Consider the following 14,977-nt stretch of genomic DNA (forward strand, 5'->3'; position numbering starts at 1 on the left):
CGCTCCGGCGTCGTCGGGAGTATTCGGCTTGCAGCCTTCCATTGTGCCGCACCCGGCCGCGGGCCCCGAACCGCCGGGGTGCCCCTCGGGGGTATCCCCGGCCCGCCGGTGACGGTGTCCGAGGCCCGGCACTCCCCTTCTCCCACCGGGCCGACGCCCGCGGCCCCCGCCGGGGACCGACCACGGACCCACCGACGCGAAGGAGCCCGGCCCCCCGCAGCGCGTGTGGGGGGCCGGGCTCCTGCTTCACGGCCTCAGGGGGTCAGCCCCCTCGGCCCGCGGAGGGGATCAGGCGGTGGTGCGACCGTGGCGGCCGCGGCGGCGCAGGACGAAGACGGCGGCGCCACCGGCCACGACCAGGCCACCGGCGACGGCGGCGAGGATCGGGGTCGAGTCACTGGCACCGGTCTGGGCCAGGCCACCGGTGCCGGGGGCGGCGCTGGTGGTCGACGGGGCCGGCTGGCCGGCGCCGGCGCTCGGGGTGCCCGACGGGGTGCCGGACGGGGTGCCGGACGGCGTGCCGGTCGGGGCCGGGGTGGACGGGCCGGGGGTCGGCGTGCCGGTGCCGGTGCCGGTCTTGCAGTCCAGGACGCCCTTGAACTCGCGGCTGTAGCCGTTCGGGCCGGAGACGGTGATGTCGTACGCGGTCTTCTCGTCGACCTTGACCAGCACGCTCTCGGTCTTGCCCGGCTGGACGGTCAGCGACTGCTTGCCGACCGTGACGGTGCCGGCCTCGTCGCCACCGTTGGTGACGGAGACGCGCACGCCACCGCTGGCGCACTCGACCTTGGCGGTGCTGTCGATCAGCGCGCCCTTGCCCTGCTTCCAGGTGGCCTTGGCGGCGTCGGCGACGCTGAGCTTGCTGGAGCCGGCCAGGATCATGGTCTGGCTGTGCTCCTCGCGGGTGTAACCCTTGCTGAGGAAGACCCGGCCGCTGGGGACGACGGTGGAGGCGCTGGCGTTGACCGTGACCGAGCCGTCCGGGGTGCCGGCCGGCACGTCCAGGAACAGCTGGGTGTCCTTGGCGATCGGACCGGCGATCGAGCCGCCGACCGGCTTGTTGTCCTTGTCCAGCAGCTTGACCTTGTCGGCGGCGTCGCCGCTGACGGCCAGCTTCACCTCGGAGGCGCTGGAGTTGAGGGTGAACGGGCCGAGCTTGGCGCCGGACTTGCCGGAGACCGAGTCCGGGCTGAGGGTCAGCGACGGCTTGGGCTCGGCGGCGATGCCCTTGTTGGCGGCACCGGTCAGGTAGTCGCGCAGCTTCTTGGCGTTCTCGTCGTGCGGGACGGCGTTCTTGTTGTCCGAGAACTTCCAGATCGCGGCCTGGGTGCCCGCGGCCGCGGCCTCGGGGCTCAGGTTGCCCGTACCGGCGGCCTTGGAGAGCGCCGTGAGGTCCTTGACCTGGGGGTACGAGTTCTCCAGGATCCAGCGGATCTTGGCGGCCGCCTCGGTCTTGTTCTTGTCACCGAGGGAGCTGGAAGCCCAGTCCGACTCCTGGTACTGGATCTTCTTCCGGATGTCCACCGGGAACCCGAAGTCGATGCAGTAGGTCTGCAGCTCGCCGTCGGCGGTCTTCAGCGTGAACAGGCCGCCGTCGACGGTGCCACCGTCGACGTCGATCTTCTCGCCGAGCATGGTGGGCTGCACCACCGCGGTCACGCCCGCTCCCGGGGTGTCCGCCGCGACCGCCGCACCGGCCGCGAACAGGCCTCCGCCCAAGGTCAAGCCGGTCGTGAGCATGACAGTGGTTATCCGGGACAGACTCCGCCCCTGCCTCTGGAACATCTGGGATCCCTCCGGGCCGGGCCGCTCCGAGGGGCGGACCCGCCGACTTGCCGTGCCGCGCGTGCCCCCTGTGGCACTGCTGCGGGTATGAACCAGACGAATCCTATTGACCCCCAGAGGCCCCGAAACCCCCATGCGAAATCAGGACGATTCCGTATCTGGATCGTTATCAACCCCCTCAGGATCCCCACAAACTGACGGTCGGACAGAAACTCCGGGCCGACTTTCGGTTATCCGGTCGGATTGCGCACGCGGGAACAACAGCCTTCTCGATCAACATATTTGTCGACAGAGAAGGCCATCGACCCGTCAGCTCCGCGCATCCGGCCCGCCACCTCCCCGCCCCCTTCCGGCTACCACGCCCTGGTCGTCCGTCACCGACCGATCGCCCGGCGGCAACGCCCGCGGACCGGGCGCCGGAGCCACCGCCGGAGCCCCTCCCGGCAGCGCCGCGGCGGCCACCGCGGCGGCCTTGCGCGCCTCCAGTGCGCTCACGATCCACTCCGGCACCGGCTCGCCCCCGACCCCCGCGCCGGCCGGCCCCGCACCGCCCGGCGGCTGCCCCCGCACCCCGGCCGCCCAACGGAACGCCGAGGTACCACGGGTGAGATCGTGTCCGACCGATCGGGCGTCGATCTCCACCCGACTGCGCTTCGCCTCCCCCTCCGTCCACTCCCGCACCCGCAGCCGACCGCTCACCAGCACCGGATCGCCCTTGGCCAGCGAGCCGATCAGGTTCACCGCCAGCGCCCGCCAGGCCGTGACCGTCACCCACTGCGTCTCGCCGTCCACCCAGCACTCGCGCTGCCGGTCGTACCGCCGCTCGGTGCAGCCGAGCCGGAAGTTCGCCATCGGCACCCCGCCGGCCGTCTCCCCGTAGCTCACCTCCGTCGCGACATTGCCGACGACCGTCACATGCGTCTCGTTCACGGCACACTCTCCGTTCTCGCCGAAGCACCGTACGGAATCGACCGGTGCGCCTTGAGCGTGCACTTCAGGAGAAATCCGGGCCAGTGACTTCCGAAATCCTGTGGATAACTCGGCCCTGTGGAAGAGTTGTCACTCGCAGGGGTGAATTTCGGCCTTCTTGGAGCGCTTCGCCCTCGACTCTTCGCGGCCATGACAACAAACCCGCTGATCGCCGCCCCGGCCGGCGCCCGCCGGAACGCCCCCGGGGACCGTCCGCGCACGTCATCCGACCGGCGCAACCGTGATTTGCGCCCCCCACCCGCACCCCCGGCGGCACATTCTCCGTGTCGAATCCATAACGGGTGAGGAGGCAGCCCCGTAACGACTGCACAACGTCCGGCGCGGAACACTCCCAGACCGCTGCACTCACGGCCTTCACCTGCGATTATCGGACCGCTCCACCGAACCGACACACCAACGACGGTGTCGTCACACCCGGCCGAGGAACTGGACACCCTTATCCTGTCCCCGACAGGGCGAGGGCCCACCAACCCCCACCCCCACCCTCAGGCACGGGGCCGGACAGCGTGCGCCCCGGCGCTCGTCGCCCGATCCCGGCCACGGTCGCGCCCACCCGGGCGCCGCCCGTCCCGCCCCCATAGCTCAGCGGATAGAGCACCCGCCTTCTAAGCGGTAGGTCGCAGGTTCGAATCCTGCTGGGGGCGCCACCCCGCAATTCGCGCAGGCTGTCGCGCCGGTCGCGACCAAGCGTAGTCGCACCTTTCCACCCCGTAATACCGGGCGCCCATCGGGCACCCACCGCGCATAACCCGTGACATTCCGTGTCATGGCCGCAGCGAAAACCGCCGCCCGCCTTTGTGCGCGGTCCCGGGAAAAGGCGCGGTTCGGACAATCACACCGGGCTCCTCGCACGACGGAAATCCCGGGCGAATCCCGGCGAATCCCCCACCCCGGTCCATTCCGACGGCGTTCCGGAGGCGGCCGGTCCCCCGCGAAGCCGTCGGAGGACGGGCCGCCCGGACCGTCGGCCCGTCAGTCGCGTAAGCCCATCAGCCGCGTAAGCCCGCCAGCCGTGTCAGCCCGTCAGCCCGGCCAGATGGGCGTCCAGGAGCGCGGTCTGCCGCTCCGGCGGGAACTCCTCCGGCGCGAAGAGCGCCTGCACCACCAGCCCGAGCACGAAGGCCTGCGCGCCGGCCGCGATCTCGGCCGGATCGGCCTGCGCCGGGAGCTCCCCGAGCCGCTGGGCGTCCGCGACCAGCGCGGTGAGCGCCACCCGCGAGCGGGCGTAGCGGCCGGCGTGCGCGGCCGCCAGCTCCGGATCGGCCAGCGCGTGGTCCCAGGAGCCGACCCAGATCCGGTTGCCGGACGCTGCGTCCCGGTCCAGCGGCAGGACGTCGAGCAGCGCCGCCCGCAGCCGGGGCAGCCCGGCGGGCGGCGGCGGGCTGCCGTCGGCGGGCGCGGTGCGCCGGGGCCTGGCGCCCGAGCGCCGGTCCAGCTCCTCCAGGGCGTGGCTGAGCAACGCCCGCTTGTTCGGGAAGTAGTGCGTCAGCATCCCGGTGGAGGCGCCCAGTTCGGCGGCCACGGCGCGCAGGGTCAGCCCCTCGAAGCCCCGGGTCGAGAGCACCCGCCACACCCCCTCGGACACGTCCGAGCGACGGGCGTCATGGTCTCCGCGGGCCGGTGTCATAAGGTCTATCGTACATACCAAACGTTTGTTATGAATGATTCCGACCAACCCGCGCTCCAGCCCGAAAGGCCCGCCCGTGTTTGCCGTACAGCTCACCGAGAACGCCGAACTGCGCCCGCTGGAGCCGTGGCAGGCCCCCGAGTTCCTGGCCCACATCGACCGGGCCCGCGCCCACACCGATCCGTGGATCCCCTGGGCCACCTTCTCCACCGACCTGGACTCCGCCCGCGCCACCCTGCAGCGCTACGCCGACGGCCAGGCCGCCGACCAGAAGCGGATCTACGGCATCTGGCGGGAGGGCACGCTGGTCGGCGGCGTGATGTTCGTCGGCTTCGACACCACGTCCGGCGTCTGCGAGATCGGTGCCTGGACCGAGCCGGCCGGCGAGGGCGGCGGGCTGATCACCGCCGCCGTCCGGCAGCTCCTCGACTACGCCTTCGTCACCCGCGGCCTGCACCGGGCCGAGTGGTGGTGCACCTCCGTCAACGCCCGCAGCCGCGCCGTCGCCGAGCGGGTCGGCATGAAGCGGGACGGCGTGCTGCGCGAGTGGTACCTGCACAACGGGGTCCGCCTCGACAAGGAGATCTGGGCGATCCTGGCCCACGAGTGGTCCGCCCAGGCCTGACGGCGGAGCCGGTCACGTCTCCCGCAACCGCCACGGCGAGGGGCCCGGTGGACTCCCCTGCGGTCCACCGGGCCCCTCGGTCCTCACCGATACTCCGGCCGTCTCAGGCCGCGAGCACCGGCCGCTCCTCCTCGGGACGCTCCCCCGCCGCTCGGGCCCCCGTGGGCCCGGCCGCCCGCAGCCGCACCGCGAGCACCAGCGCCAGTGCCAGCACCCCGCCCGCCGACAGGAACACCACGTCCACCGCGTCCGTGAAGCTGCCCAGCGCGTGCTCTCGGGCCGCGCCGGTGAGCGTCCGGACCGCGCCGAGCGTCCCGCCGGGCTCGCCCGCCTCGTAGGCCCGGGTCAGGACGGTGCCGAAGGCCGCCGCGCCGAGCGCGCTGCCGAGGGTCTGGAAGAACCGCACCCCGGTGGTCGCGACGCCGAGCTGGTGGGCGGGCGCGGCCTCCTGCACCAGCATGATCAGCTGGCCGACCAGCTGGCCCAGCCCGCAGCCCAGCAGGGCGAGTTCGGCCATCACCTGCCAGAGCGGGGTGGCCGGCCCGCTGAGGCCGAGCAGGGCGAGGGCGAGCGCCGCGACCGCCGAGCCGGCCACCAGGAAGGTCTGCGGCGCGTGGCCGCGGGCGGTCAGCCTGCCGATCAGCAGGCCGACCGCGGTCATCCCGGCCGCCATCGGGATCAGGTAGAGGCTCGCCGAGGTCGGGGCGACGCCGCGGGCGATCTGCAGGTACATCATCACGAACATGATCGAACCGGTCATGGCCACCCCGACCAGGCCCTGGATCGCGAAGCCCAGCCGCACCGCGCGGATCCGGAACAGCGACAGCGGCAGCACCGGCTCGGCGGCGGTGGCCTGGCGCCACAGGAAGAGGGCCAGCGAGACCAGGGCGGCGGCGGCGAGCCCGAGGATCTCCGGGGAGGTCCAGGCGTAGTCCTTGCCGCCCCACTCGGTGACCAGCAGCAGCGTGGTGGCGAAGGCGGCGGCGAGGGCCGCGCCGAGGAAGTCCAGGGACCGGCGGCCGGCCGAGGCCGGCAGCTTGAGCACCAGGGCGGCGCCGACCAGGACCAGCAGGCCGAGCGGCAGGTTGACGTAGAAGATCCAGCGCCAGCTGAGGTGGTCGGTGAACAGCGCCCCGATCAGCGGGCCGACCGCCATGCCGAGGCCGGCGACGATGCCGCCCGTCGCCCCGCCCTTGCCGCCACCCTCCTCCTCAGGGTCCTTGAGGTGGGCCATCACCACCATGGTGACGCTCATCAGCCCGCCCCCGCCGATGCCCTGGACGGCCCGGAAGGCGATCAGCTGCTCCATGCTCTGCGCGGCCCCGCAGAGCCCCGAGCCGAGCAGGAAGGTGCCGACCGCGCCGAGCAGCACCCGCTTGGCGCCGTACAGGTCGCAGAGCTTGCCGTACAGCGGCAGCAGCGCGGTGGCGGCCAGAGCGAAGGCGCTGACCAGCCAGGGCAGCCGGTCGACGCCGTGGACGGGGTCGAGCTCGCGGACGATCGGCACGCTGGCCGCCGACACGATGTTCATGTCGAGCACCGCCAGCACGATCGTGACCAGGCAGATCACCATGCCCAGCCCTCGCTGGGCCGGTGTCATCAGGGTGGTCGGTGTCATCGTCAGGTCCCCCCAGGGTCGGTGGAGTTCGGTCGCGGACCGGGGCGGTCCGGCGGGAACGGCACCACCATGACAGGGTTTTTGGACTCGGTCAATCCTTAAGCCAGGGACATATTTCATCCGGGCACATCAATGAGCCTGGTCAATCCTTGTTCCTGGTACAGTCACCCCATGGCGCCCCAGACCGGCTTCACCCGCGGCCTCGACCACGGCTTCGACCTCGACGCGCTCCCGCTGCGGGAGCGCAAGAAGATCCAGACCGGCATCCGGCTCTGGCGCACCGCCGTCGGGCTGTTCGCCGAGCGGGGTTTCGACCAGGTGTCGGTGGCCGAGATCGCGGCCGCCGCCGAGGTGTCCAAGATGACCGTCTTCAACTACTTCCCCACCAAGGAAGACCTGGTCATGGGCCCGATGGAGCAGCACCTCGACGAGCCGGCCCGGGTGGTGCGCGAACGCGCCCCGGGCACCTCGGCGGTGGCGGCGCTGCGCACGCACTTCCTGGCCGCGCTGGAGCTGTTCGACCCCTCCACCGGGCTGAGCGACGACCCGGTCGTCCTCAAGGTGGTCCGGGTGATCCACCGGACCCCGACCCTGCTGATGCGCGCCACCGCCGGTTTCGACCAGAAGGCACAGGTCCTGCTGGCCGACGAACTCCGCACCCAGGACCCGGCCCACGACGAGCTCACCGCCAGGGTCGCCGCCGCCCAGCTGGTGGCCGTCCAACTGGCCCTGACCGGCGAGAACCAGCGCCGGATGCTGGCCGGCGAGTCCGCCGCGGACACCCTGCCCGCCGCACTGGACGCGACCCACCGGGCCTTCGCCCTGGTCGAACGGGGCCTCGGGGACTACTGCACCGACACCGCCTGAGAGAGTGGGCGCACCACGACCGACCGGAGGTGCGCATGGACCAGCCGCTGCTCACACGGGACCGCTCCGCCCTGCCCGCGCGGGCGGAGGGCCTCAACGCGTACGTCGGCGAGGACGGCGTCGCGGTGCTGGAGTTCGCCCGCCCGCACCGCCGCAACGCGGTGACGCTGGCGATCTGGGAGTCGCTGCCCGACACGCTGGAGCAGCTCGCCGGCCACCCGGGCGTGCGCGCCCTGCTGCTGACCGGCGCCGGCAACACCTTCAGCGCGGGCGCGGACATCGGCGAACTGGCCGAGGTGTACGGCGACCCGAAGCGTGCGGACGCCTACCACGCGGTCAACGTCGCCGCCGAGGAGGCGCTGGCGGCCTTCCCGCACCCGACCGTCGCCGTGGTGCACGGCGCGTGCGTGGGCGGCGGCTGCCAACTGGCCGTCGCCTGCGACCTGCGGTTCGTCGCCGAGGACGCCCGGCTGGGCATCACCCCGGCCAAGCTCGGCGTGGTCTACCCGGCGGTGCCGACCCTGCGGCTGGCCCGGCTGGTCGGTCCGGCCCGCGCCAAGTACCTGCTGTTCTCCGGCGAGTTGGTGCCGGGCCGGGACGCCCTGCCGCTGGGCCTCGCCGAACGCGTCCTGCCGGACGCCGAACTGGACGCCGCCGCCCTGGACTTCGCCCGCGTGCTGACCCGCCGCTCCCCGCAGACCATCGGCGCCGTCAAGGCCGCGCTGTCCGTCCCGCCGGAGCGGGCGGCCGAGGCGCTGGCGCCGTGGGAGCGCCGCTCCCGCGAGACCCCGGACGTGCGCGAGGGCCTCGCCGCCTTCCTGGAGGGCCGCCCGCCGCGGTTCTGAGCCCGGCGGTTCCGCACCGGGACCGGCCGACCGGGGACGGGGCGGCACCCGTACGATCGTCCGGCCGACGTCGAACCGCCGGCCGACCACGTACCCCCACCACGTACGCCTACCGCTTACGCCGACCCCGGAGCGACGCCCCGATGACGACCGAGGCCACGACCGAGGCCACCGCCCCCAGCCCCCGGACGATCTGGGCCCGCCGCATCACCGACGGCGTCGAGCCGAAGAACGTGATCATCGCGCTGCTCCCGCTGCTGGGCGGCCTGCGCTACGGCTGGCAGGGCATCGGCTGGGCGGCCTTCGCGGCCCTGTTCGCGGCCGTCGTCCCGACCCTGTTCATCCGGCGCGGCATGCGCAAGGGCACGGTGGAGGACCGTCACGTCGGCCACCGGCAGCGCCGGCTGACCGTCCTCCCCTTCATCATGGGCTCGGTGCTGCTCAGCTTCGCCGTGATGATCCGGCTGGACGCCCCGGCCGACCTGACCGCCCTGGTGCTGGCGATGTTCGCCTCGCTGATCCCGATCCTGGTGATCACCGTCTGGTGGAAGGTCTCCGTGCACACCGCGGTGACCGCCGGCGCGGTGGTCTGCCTGGCCGTCGCGCTCGGGCCGCTCTGGCTGCTGCTCTCGCTGCTGGTCCCGCTCGTCGGGTGGTCCCGGGTGGTGCTGCGGGACCACACCGTCGCCCAGACGGTCGTCGGCACGGTGGTGGGCGCGCTCACGGCCGGGCTCACCTTCTGGGCCGCCCGGTAGCGCCGGTCGACCGGTAGCGCGGGACGGCGCAGGCCGTCCCGCTCACCGCTCAGCGGATCGGCATCCCCGAGATCGCCCGGGCGATCACCAGTCGCTGGATCTCGCTGGTGCCCTCGAAGATCGAGTAGATCGCGCTGTCCCGGTGCATCCGCTCCACCGGGTACTCGCGGGTGAAGCCGTTGCCGCCCAGGATCTGCATCGCCTGCGCGGTCACGTACTTGGCGGTCTCGCCCGCGTACAGCTTGGACATCGAGCCCTCGGCCGCGGTGAACGGCTGGTTGGTGGCCGCCATCCAGGAGGCCCGCCACACCAGCAGCCGGGCCGCGTCGATCCGGGTCTTCATGTCGGCGAGCTGGAAGGCCACGCCCTGGTTGTCGATGATCGGACGGCCGAACTGCACCCGGGTCCTGGCGTAGTCCAGGGCCACCTCGTACGCGGCGCGGGCGATGCCGATCGCCTGGGCGCCGACGGCCGGGCGGGAGGCCTCGAAGGTGGCCATCGCCGCGTTGCCCCGGCCGCCCGGGCGCTTGACGCCCTCGCGGGCCCGGGCCAGCCGCTCGTCCAGCTTCTCCTTGCCGCCGAGCAGGCAGCTGCCGGGCACCCGGACTCCGTCCAGCACGACCTCGGCGGTGTGCGAGGCCCGGATGCCGTGCTTCTTGAACTTCTGGCCCTGGCTCAGCCCGGGCGTGCCCGGCGGGACGACGAAGGAGGCCTGGCCCTTGGCCCCGAGCCCGGGGTCGACGGTGGCGACCACGACGTGGACGGCGGCGATCCCGCCGTTGGTGGCCCAGGTCTTGGTGCCGTTGAGCACCCACTCGTCCTTGGCCTCGTCGTACACCGCCCGGGTGCGCAGCGCGGAGACGTCGGATCCGGCGTCCGGCTCGGAGGAGCAGAAGGCGGCCACCTTGAGGTCGTCCGGGGTGCCGAACATCTGCGGGGTCCAGGTGCCGATCTGCTCGTCGGTGCCGTTGGCGAGCACGGCGACGGCGGCCAGCGTGGTGCCGACGATGGACAGCCCGAGGCCCGCGTCACCCCAGAACAGCTCCTCCATGGCGATCGGGATGCCGACGCCGGAGGGGTCGAAGTACTGCTGGGCGTAGAAGTCCAGCGAGTAGATGCCCAGCTTGGCGGCCTCCTGGATGATCGGCCAGGGGGTCTCCTCGCGCTCGTCCCACTCGGCCGCGGCCGGGCGCATCACGTCGGCGGCGAAGCCGTGCAGCCAGTCGCGTACGGCGAGCTGGTCCGCGCCCGGGTCCAGCGAGAACGTGCTGCTCATGGGTGCTTGCCTCCGAAGACGTGTGCGGCCGACCGGGGTGTTACCTCGGGTAACATCGTCGGAGTCTGCTACTGATTGGTAACCGGTGTCAACGCCCGCGACCGGCGCCGACGCCCCGTCAGACCCCCGACCCCGAGGAGCAGCGCATGTCCCGAGAGCCCCGCCGCGAGCAGCTGCTCAACGCCGCCGACCGGGTCATCCAGCGCGAAGGGCCCGGCGCCAGCATGAACGCCATCGCCGCCGAGGCCGGCATCACCAAGCCGATCCTCTACCGGCACTTCGGCGACCGGAACGGCCTGATCGGAGCCCTGACCGAGCGCCACACCAGCGGACTGCTGGCCGCCGTCCGGGCCGCCCTCGCCGAACCGCTGGAGCGCCGCGACCGGGTCGAGCACGTCCTGGACACCTACCTCGCCGGGATCGAGGCCCGCCCCCAGGTCTACCGGCTGCTCACCCACCCCGAACCCGGCGACCCCGGCGGCGCCGGCAACGCGCTCGCCCCGGCCCTCCGGCAGATCGCCGAGGAGATCACCCGGGCCGTCCAGAGCCAGGTCGACCTCGGCGCCGACCGCGACCTGCTCGCCGAGGCCTGGGGCCGGGGCATCACCGGCATGGTGCTGGCCGCCGGGGACTGGTGGCTGGAGAGCAGACCCTGCTCCCGCACCCGGATGGTGCAGGCGCTGGCCGACCTGCTCTGGGGCCGCCTGGCCGCCGCCGCCGACCTGCCCACCGCCGTCCTGCCCACCGCCCCGGTCGAGCCGCCGGCCCCGGCGGCCGGCTGAACTCCCCTTCCGCGCACGACCTTTCCGCGCACGCCCCTTCCGCTCACAGCCCTTGTCTGCACATGTGTGCACAACTCTTGTGCGGCGGACGGCGCCACGGGCATCATCGGGCCCCCACCCCCCGCCGTGCGAGGTCCCCGATGCGCCTGCGCCGAACCGCCGTCGCCCTGCTGCTCGCCGCCACCGTCCTCACCGCCGCCCCGGCCAGCCCGGCCACAGCCACCACGGCCGCAGCCACGGACACCGACGCCACGGCCCGCGGCGGGCACCGGGACCGCTTCCCCACCGGCACCGCCACCGCCCCGGACGGCCGCACCGCCCTCACCGACGCCCAGGGCCGCCGCCTCCAACTGCGCGGCTTCAACCTCGACAAGTACGCCGAGGCCACCGAGGCCGACCTGGCCTCCGTCGCCGCCCAGGGCTTCACGCTCGTCCGGCTGCCGGTCTCCTGGACCAGGCTGGAACCGCGACGCGGCACCCTCGACCCCACCGAACTGGGCCGGCTGCGGCGGCTCCTCGACCGGGCCGACCGCCTGGGCCTGCTCGTCCTGGTCGACTTCCACCAGGACGTCTACGGACCGCGGTTCGGCGGCGGCACCAACGGCATCCCGGTCTGGGCCACCCGGGACGACGGCCTGCCCTTCACCCCGGACCCGGACGACTGGTTCGCCGGCTACTTCCAGCCCGCCGTCCAGGCCGCGTTCCGCCACCTCTACGACGACCCCGACCTGCGCGCCTGGCAGGCCGACTTCTACACCCGGCTCGCCCGCGAACTGCGCGGCCACCGCTCGCTGCTGGGCTACGACCTGTTCAACGAGCCGTTCGGCCCGGTGGACGGCGACCCGAGCGACCCGGCGGTGCTGGCCGCCGCCTCCGCCGCCCTGGAACAGGGCCGGCTCGCCGACATGTACCGCCGGCTGATCACCGCCGTCCGCCGCGCCGACACCCGTGCCTGGCTGTTCGTGGAACCGACGGTCCTGGTCGGCCAGGGCGTGCCGACCAGGCTGCCCGGCTTCACCGACCCCCGCCCCGGCGCGCCCCGGCTCGGCTACGCACCGCACTTCTACTCCACCGCCGTCGAGAACGGCGCCGACTGGGACCCGGCCGACGGCTTCGTCGAGCGGTACACCGCCGCGATCACCGCCTACCCGGCCGCCCACCGCCTGCCGGTCCTGGTCGGCGAGTGGGGGCCGCCCGACTCCCGGACGCCCGGCAACACCCAGCTGGTGCGCCGGCAGGTCGCCGCGATGGACGGCTTCGCCGAGGGCTGGACGCTCTGGTACTGGTGCCGGGGCACCGGCGGCTACTGCGCGCTCGACCCGGCCGGGCACCCGGCGCCCGGCGAGCAGCCCGCCTTCGGCCCGTACCCGGCCGCCGTCGCCGGCACCGACGTGCGCACCGAGGTCCGCGCGGACGGCACCGCCGCCGTCCGCTGGAGCGCCGACGGCACCGGGCGCGGCAGCGAACTCGTCCTGCCCCCGGCCGCGTTCCCGCACGGGGCGGGCGTCGCGGTCTCCCCCGCCGGCGCCCGGGTCGAGGTCGAGCAGCCGGCGGACGGGCGCGCCGGAACCGTACGGATCCGGCTCCCGCGCGCCCGCCCGGGCACCGCCGTGACGGTCACCCTCACCGCCCGGTGACATCCACCCCGGTGACACCGCACCGCGGCCGGGCCCACCGCGCCACCGGCGCCTACCGCCGTACTACAGCAGGCCGCGGCGGGCCAGCAGCGGCCCGGTCTCCGGCGCCCGGCCGACCACCGCGCGGAAGGACTCCAGCGGGTCCCGGCTGAACCCGCGCGCCAGCAGCTCACGCCGGAACACCTCGCCGCTCTCCCGCACCGGCCGCCCGTTGCCCTCGAACCACTGCACGGTGTCGGCGTCCAGCACCTCGGACCAGATGTAGGCGTAGTAGGCCGCGCTGTAGCCGCTGGCGAAGATGTGCTGGAAGTACGCCGTCCGGTAGCGCGGCGGGACGGCGTCCACCGCGATCCCGGCCGCCGCCAGCGCCCGCGCCTCGAACTCCTCGACGTCGGTGATCTCCTCGCCCCGCGGCACCGTGTGCCAGGCCCAGTCCAGCAGCGTGGCCGCCAGGTACTCCACCGTCCGGAAGCCCTGTCCGAAGCCCTCGGCCGCCGTGATCCGCTCGACCAGCTCCGGCGACAGCACCTCCCCGGTCCCGTGGTGGCGGGCGTAGTTGGCCAGCACCTCGGGCCGGACCATCCACATCTCGTTGACCTGCGACGGGAACTCCACGAAGTCCCGCGGCACCGCGGTGCCCGAGAACAGCGGGTACCGCACCCGTGAGAACAGGCCGTGCAGCGCGTGCCCGAACTCGTGGAAGAGCGTGCGCACCTCGTCCCAGGACATCAGCACCGGCTCGCCGGGCGCCGCCCGCGGGATGTTGAGGTTGTTCAGCACCACCGGCCGCTGCCCGGTCAGCTCGGACTGCTCGACCAGCGAGTCCATCCAGGCCCCGCCGCGCTTGGACGCCCGGGCGTGGAAGTCGCCGATGAACAGGCCCAGCGCGGTGCCGTCCTCCTCGAACACCTCGAAGACCCGCGCGTCCGGGTGGTGCGCCGTCAGGTCCGGCCGCTCGGTGAAGGACAGCCCGTACGCCAGGTTCGCCGCGAAGAACACACCGTCGCGCAGCACCCGCTCCAGCTCGAAGTAAGGGCGCAGCACCGCCGCGTCCACCTGGAAGGACTCCTGCCGGACCTTCTCCGAGTAGTACGCCCAGTCGTGCGCGGCGATCTCCTCGACCCCGTCCGCGGCCGCCACCCGGGCCAGCTCGGCGGCCTCCCGGCGGGCGTTGGCCACGGCCGGCCCGACGAGGCGGGCCAGCAGGGCGGAGACCGCCTCGACCGTACCGGCCGTCTCGTCCGCCACCACGTACGCGGCGTGGCTCGGGTGCCCCAGCAGCTCGGCCCGCTCGGCGCGCAGCCCGGCCATCCGGATCGCGATCGGGCCGTTCTCCTCGATGCCCCGGCCGAGCGAGGCGGCGAGCAGCCGCTCGCGCACCGAGCGGTCGGTGAGCTGGGCCAGCGCGGGCTGGCCGGAGGTGTTCTGCAGGCTCAGCACGTACCTGCCCTCGTGGCCGAGCACCCGGGCGTTCTCCGCGGCGCCGGCGATCGCGTCCTCGGACAGCCCGGCCAGCTCCGCCGCCGAGTCCAGGACCAGCGCGGAGGCCCGGTTCGCGGCGTTCACGTTCTGCTGGAACGTGGTGCCCAGCGCGGCGAGGTCGGCGTTCAGCCCGCGCAGCCGGGCCTGCTCGGCCTCGCCCAGCCGGGCGCCGGAGCGCTCGAAGGCGCCGTACCGGCGCTCCAGCAGCCGCAGCGACTCCGGGTCCAGGCCGAGCCGATCGCGGGTGCGGTACAGCTCCTCGATCCGGGCGAACAGCGCGCGGTCCAGGTGGATCGCGTCGTGGTGGACGGCGAGCAGCGGACTCACCTTGGCCTCCACCTCGTCCAGCACGTCGGTGGTGTCCGAGGAGGACTGGTTGCGGAAGACGACGTCCACCCGGCGCAGCAGCTCCCCGGTGCGCTCCAGGGCCACCAGGGTGTTCTCGAAGGTCGGCGGGTTGCCGTCGGCGGTGATCGCCGCGATCTCGGCCAGCTGCTCGGCCATCCCGCGCTCGTACGCGGGCAGGTAGTGCTCCTCCCGGATCTCCGCGAAGGGGGGCAGCTCGTAGTCCAGCGTGCTGGGCCGGAAGAACGGGTTCTCGGTCATTTCGCCGACCATACGCGGTGTCACCCGCCCTGCCTACGCGGCCCTCACCCGTTGTCGTACCCACCCGTTACCGTCAGCGCAG

General features: G+C 73.3%; 12 protein-coding genes and 1 tRNA gene. 7 read left to right on the forward strand and 6 right to left on the reverse strand.

Features of this window, described 5'->3' with window-relative positions:
- Nucleotides 1-288: 288 nt before the first annotated feature.
- Together IE332_RS16080 and IE332_RS16085 are read right to left on the reverse strand one after the other, a co-directional pair.
- A complete protein-coding gene (locus tag IE332_RS16080; RefSeq protein ID WP_189916528.1) occupies nt 289-1,740 on the reverse strand; it encodes a Cys-Gln thioester bond-forming surface protein in 1,452 nt (483 codons plus the stop codon).
- A 354-nt stretch (nt 1,741-2,094) separates the two neighbouring features.
- On the reverse strand, nt 2,095-2,715 hold the full coding sequence (locus IE332_RS16085; protein ID WP_189916529.1) for a single-stranded DNA-binding protein: 621 nt from the start codon (nt 2,713-2,715) through the stop codon (nt 2,095-2,097).
- Nucleotides 2,716-3,346: 631 nt separating this feature from the next.
- On the opposite strand from IE332_RS16085, the gene IE332_RS16090 reads away from it, so the two are divergent.
- Nucleotides 3,347-3,422 (forward strand) — tRNA-Arg (locus tag IE332_RS16090).
- 368 nt (nt 3,423-3,790) lie between these two features.
- On the opposite strand, the gene IE332_RS16095 is transcribed toward IE332_RS16090, so the two are convergent.
- Nucleotides 3,791-4,402, reverse strand: coding sequence for a TetR/AcrR family transcriptional regulator (locus IE332_RS16095; RefSeq protein ID WP_189916530.1), 612 nt, complete (start codon nt 4,400-4,402; stop codon nt 3,791-3,793).
- A gap of 76 nt (nt 4,403-4,478) precedes the next feature.
- Here IE332_RS16095 and IE332_RS16100 point away from each other — a divergent pair, with 76 nt between their 5' ends.
- A complete protein-coding gene (locus IE332_RS16100) occupies nt 4,479-5,027 on the forward strand; it encodes a GNAT family N-acetyltransferase (RefSeq protein WP_189916531.1) in 549 nt (182 codons plus the stop codon).
- Between the two features lie 103 nt (nt 5,028-5,130).
- Here IE332_RS16100 and IE332_RS16105 read toward each other — a convergent pair whose 3' ends face one another.
- A complete protein-coding gene (locus tag IE332_RS16105; protein WP_229928630.1) occupies nt 5,131-6,645 on the reverse strand; it encodes an MFS transporter in 1,515 nt (504 codons plus the stop codon).
- 171 nt (nt 6,646-6,816) lie between these two features.
- Between IE332_RS16105 and IE332_RS16110 the strand changes: the two genes are divergently transcribed.
- From IE332_RS16110 to IE332_RS16120, 3 genes are all read left to right on the forward strand, one after another.
- The gene (locus tag IE332_RS16110) at nt 6,817-7,512 is read left to right on the forward strand and encodes a TetR family transcriptional regulator (protein WP_189916532.1); all 696 of its coding nucleotides are present in this window, start codon (nt 6,817-6,819) and stop codon (nt 7,510-7,512) included.
- A 35-nt stretch (nt 7,513-7,547) separates the two neighbouring features.
- Entirely contained in the window at nt 7,548-8,357 is an 810-nt protein-coding gene (locus IE332_RS16115; protein ID WP_189916533.1) for an enoyl-CoA hydratase/isomerase family protein, read from the forward strand.
- Between the two features lie 143 nt (nt 8,358-8,500).
- The gene (locus IE332_RS16120; RefSeq protein WP_229928631.1) at nt 8,501-9,112 is read left to right on the forward strand and encodes a hypothetical protein; all 612 of its coding nucleotides are present in this window, start codon (nt 8,501-8,503) and stop codon (nt 9,110-9,112) included.
- A 49-nt stretch (nt 9,113-9,161) separates the two neighbouring features.
- Here the strand turns inward: IE332_RS16120 and IE332_RS16125 are convergent, their stop codons facing one another.
- Nucleotides 9,162-10,388 carry an acyl-CoA dehydrogenase family protein gene (locus tag IE332_RS16125; RefSeq protein WP_189916534.1) on the reverse strand — a complete coding sequence of 409 codons (1,227 nt, stop codon included), beginning with the start codon at nt 10,386-10,388 and terminating at the stop codon, nt 9,162-9,164.
- A gap of 146 nt (nt 10,389-10,534) precedes the next feature.
- Between IE332_RS16125 and IE332_RS16130 the strand changes: the two genes are divergently transcribed.
- Together IE332_RS16130 and IE332_RS16135 are read left to right on the forward strand one after the other, a co-directional pair.
- Nucleotides 10,535-11,170, forward strand: a complete 636-nt coding sequence (locus tag IE332_RS16130; protein WP_189916535.1) for a TetR/AcrR family transcriptional regulator — start codon at nt 10,535-10,537, stop codon at nt 11,168-11,170.
- A 140-nt stretch (nt 11,171-11,310) separates the two neighbouring features.
- Nucleotides 11,311-12,807 (forward strand): cellulase family glycosylhydrolase, encoded by a 1,497-nt coding sequence (locus IE332_RS16135; protein ID WP_189916536.1) that lies wholly within the window; start codon nt 11,311-11,313, stop codon nt 12,805-12,807.
- Between the two features lie 63 nt (nt 12,808-12,870).
- Here the strand turns inward: IE332_RS16135 and IE332_RS16140 are convergent, their stop codons facing one another.
- The gene (locus IE332_RS16140; protein ID WP_189916537.1) at nt 12,871-14,895 is read right to left on the reverse strand and encodes a M3 family metallopeptidase; all 2,025 of its coding nucleotides are present in this window, start codon (nt 14,893-14,895) and stop codon (nt 12,871-12,873) included.
- Nucleotides 14,896-14,977: the final 82 nt, after the last annotated feature.

This window comes from Kitasatospora xanthocidica (assembly GCF_014656195.1).
GTDB classification, from domain to species: Bacteria; Actinomycetota; Actinomycetes; order Streptomycetales; family Streptomycetaceae; genus Kitasatospora; species Kitasatospora xanthocidica.

What these genes read in the sequence shown, in the direction of transcription:
- IE332_RS16080 (WP_189916528.1), bottom strand. Translation starts at nt 1,740, where the DNA reads ATGCTCACGACCGGCTTGACCTTGGGCGGAGGCCTGTTCGCGGCCGGT.
- IE332_RS16095 (WP_189916530.1), bottom strand. Translation starts at nt 4,402, where the DNA reads ATGACACCGGCCCGCGGAGACCATGACGCCCGTCGCTCGGACGTGTCC.
- IE332_RS16105 (WP_229928630.1), bottom strand. Translation starts at nt 6,645, where the DNA reads ATGACACCGACCACCCTGATGACACCGGCCCAGCGAGGGCTGGGCATG.
- IE332_RS16110 (WP_189916532.1), top strand. Translation starts at nt 6,817, where the DNA reads ATGGCGCCCCAGACCGGCTTCACCCGCGGCCTCGACCACGGCTTCGAC.
- IE332_RS16115 (WP_189916533.1), top strand. Translation starts at nt 7,548, where the DNA reads ATGGACCAGCCGCTGCTCACACGGGACCGCTCCGCCCTGCCCGCGCGG.
- IE332_RS16120 (WP_229928631.1), top strand. Translation starts at nt 8,501, where the DNA reads ATGACGACCGAGGCCACGACCGAGGCCACCGCCCCCAGCCCCCGGACG.
- IE332_RS16125 (WP_189916534.1), bottom strand. Translation starts at nt 10,388, where the DNA reads ATGAGCAGCACGTTCTCGCTGGACCCGGGCGCGGACCAGCTCGCCGTA.
- IE332_RS16130 (WP_189916535.1), top strand. Translation starts at nt 10,535, where the DNA reads ATGTCCCGAGAGCCCCGCCGCGAGCAGCTGCTCAACGCCGCCGACCGG.
- IE332_RS16135 (WP_189916536.1), top strand. Translation starts at nt 11,311, where the DNA reads ATGCGCCTGCGCCGAACCGCCGTCGCCCTGCTGCTCGCCGCCACCGTC.
- IE332_RS16140 (WP_189916537.1), bottom strand. Translation starts at nt 14,895, where the DNA reads ATGACCGAGAACCCGTTCTTCCGGCCCAGCACGCTGGACTACGAGCTG.